Below are 1,986 nucleotides of genomic sequence, written 5' to 3'. Positions count from 1 at the left end.
CTCGCTTATCTAATTCGGGACCATATTGATGAACCCATCGCATGATAGTTGTATGGGCAAGGGATAGCCCGCGTTCTTCCATCATTTCGACTAAATCACGAAAACTGAGGTTGTACCGTAGGTACCATCTCACGGTTAATAAAATAATATCCGGTTGATAATGTTTCCACTTGAATAGATTTTGCTTTTCCATACCAATCACATCCTTTTTAGAATACTAGTATCAGTATGTCCAAGTTTAGGAGGTTACTTACAAGCGTTTTGGAGTGTTTGCACCAGAACCATAATTACAATCAACTGAGTTATGATTAAATTATAAGACTGCTTAACTCTTATTTTGTTCTCAAAAATATATCCCATATACACATCTAGTATACATAACTACACTTATCAGTAGTCAATCAGTCTAGAAATCTATACCCCCCTGCAGATTCTACTAATGAGGCTTTTTATTCACATAAGTTAGATTATCTATAGTAATTCTCTCATTGTTTCCAAATACAAGTAGTGTAATAATAGAAATATGTAATAACAAAGGAGAGAGATTTATGCTTGATATTCAACAAATTAAAGAGATTATTCCGCATCGTTATCCTTTTTTACTGATAGATCGTATTATTGAAGTAGAAGTAGGCAAACGCGCAGTTGGGATCAAAAATGTTACAACTAACGAAGAATTCTTTAACGGTCACTTTCCTGACTATCCAGTTATGCCAGGCGTCTTAATTGTAGAAGCTTTAGCACAAGTAAGTGCAGTTATTATGCTCATGAAAGAAGAAAACCGTGGAAAGATTGGTCTTTTTGCTGGTATTGATAATTGCCGATTCAAAAAACAAGTTGGTCCCGGTGATCAGCTACGTTTAGAAGTAGAAATGACACGTGTTCGTGGTTTAATTGCCAAAGCCCATGCTATTGCTACAATAGATGATGAAATTGTTTGTGAAGCAGACGTGACATTTGCTCTTTTCGATAATAAAAAAGCCTAAAGATTTGTTAAGTCTGTAGGCTTTTTTATCGCATAATATATACATTTCTATTTACCATAATTTTCTTTAGCAGAAATTGATATATATGTTAATGTTCGCAGTGCCATAAAATCCAGTAGAGTCAAAATTCAATTCAAAAAAATCAGTATCTTCCCATATCCTTTTTATTTTTATATTCGGTACAGGCATTGTGGTCTATCCTCCCATAAAAAAAGACCGGGTCGCGAGCGAAACCCCCGGACTAATTCAGTATCAAACCACGATCTTAATCTTCGGTCTAACTTTGATTGCAATCAATCTTTGCGCTATCGTGTCCCGTTAGCGCAATACCTTTGTAATATGCTTCACCACGTTGTTTGTAACAAAGTTAACGACGCTCATTCGAACGATTCAGCGATTTCATGCACGTTACCAAACGGATCAACGAAAGCAGCATATCGCCCTTGAGTAGGTTTATCATGCAAAAATTGAATACCCTTTTCCTTCATTTCCTTATAAGTTTGCTCAACAGATACAACCTCAAACACCAAAACGGTTCTAGCCTCGTTTGAATAATCTCCAATTTCTTTGGTATTTTCACACTTAAAAGCTATAAGCTGACAGCCGTCAAGGGCAAATACAAGCTTATTTTCTTGCTCTAACAATGTTTGCAAACCCAGCAATTCAGAATAAAACCATCTCGCCTTTGTCATGTCATTGACGAAAATCATTATATGTCCTAGTTTCATAAGGCTATGCTGCCCCTTCACTTTTTTAAGGATACCATTTTTTATGGTTCATGCAGAATCTTTGCTAATGATTATTTGAAGTATTCGCGAATTGATTAACATATCCTGCCCGTTAGTTTAATAAATGGCGAAAAGGAAACGATTTAATTATAACGGGGTTCAGCCGAGATATATACGTTATCTTAACCAAGGAAATTTAAATATGAATTTAAAAGAACCCTTACGTTGAATACATATACTCAACGTAAGGGCGAATTATTTTTGGTTTGAAA

At 35.4% G+C, this 1,986-nt stretch carries 2 protein-coding genes and 1 pseudogene; 1 reads left to right on the top strand and 2 read right to left on the bottom strand.

The annotated features are described in order from the left end of the window. Positions 1-193: pseudogene (locus CQZ94_RS30555) on the bottom strand (IS6 family transposase); the annotation flags it as partial. A 355-nt stretch (positions 194-548) separates the two neighbouring features. On the opposite strand from CQZ94_RS30555, the gene fabZ reads away from it, so the two are divergent. Then, positions 549-986: a 3-hydroxyacyl-ACP dehydratase FabZ gene (gene fabZ / locus CQZ94_RS30550; RefSeq protein ID WP_002191926.1), complete on the top strand. Its 438-nt coding sequence runs from the start codon at positions 549-551 to the stop codon at positions 984-986. A gap of 377 nt (positions 987-1,363) precedes the next feature. Here fabZ and CQZ94_RS30545 read toward each other — a convergent pair whose 3' ends face one another. Beyond that, positions 1,364-1,714 carry a VOC family protein gene (locus CQZ94_RS30545; protein WP_105588412.1) on the bottom strand — a complete coding sequence of 117 codons (351 nt, stop codon included), beginning with the start codon at positions 1,712-1,714 and terminating at the stop codon, positions 1,364-1,366. Positions 1,715-1,986: the final 272 nt, after the last annotated feature.

It is taken from the genome of Bacillus sp. MYb209, from assembly GCF_002975175.1.
Lineage (GTDB): Bacteria > Bacillota > Bacilli > Bacillales > Bacillaceae_G > Bacillus_A.
Note: the sequence above shows the minus strand (reverse complement) of the source record. Positions and strands in the feature narration are given on the sequence as shown.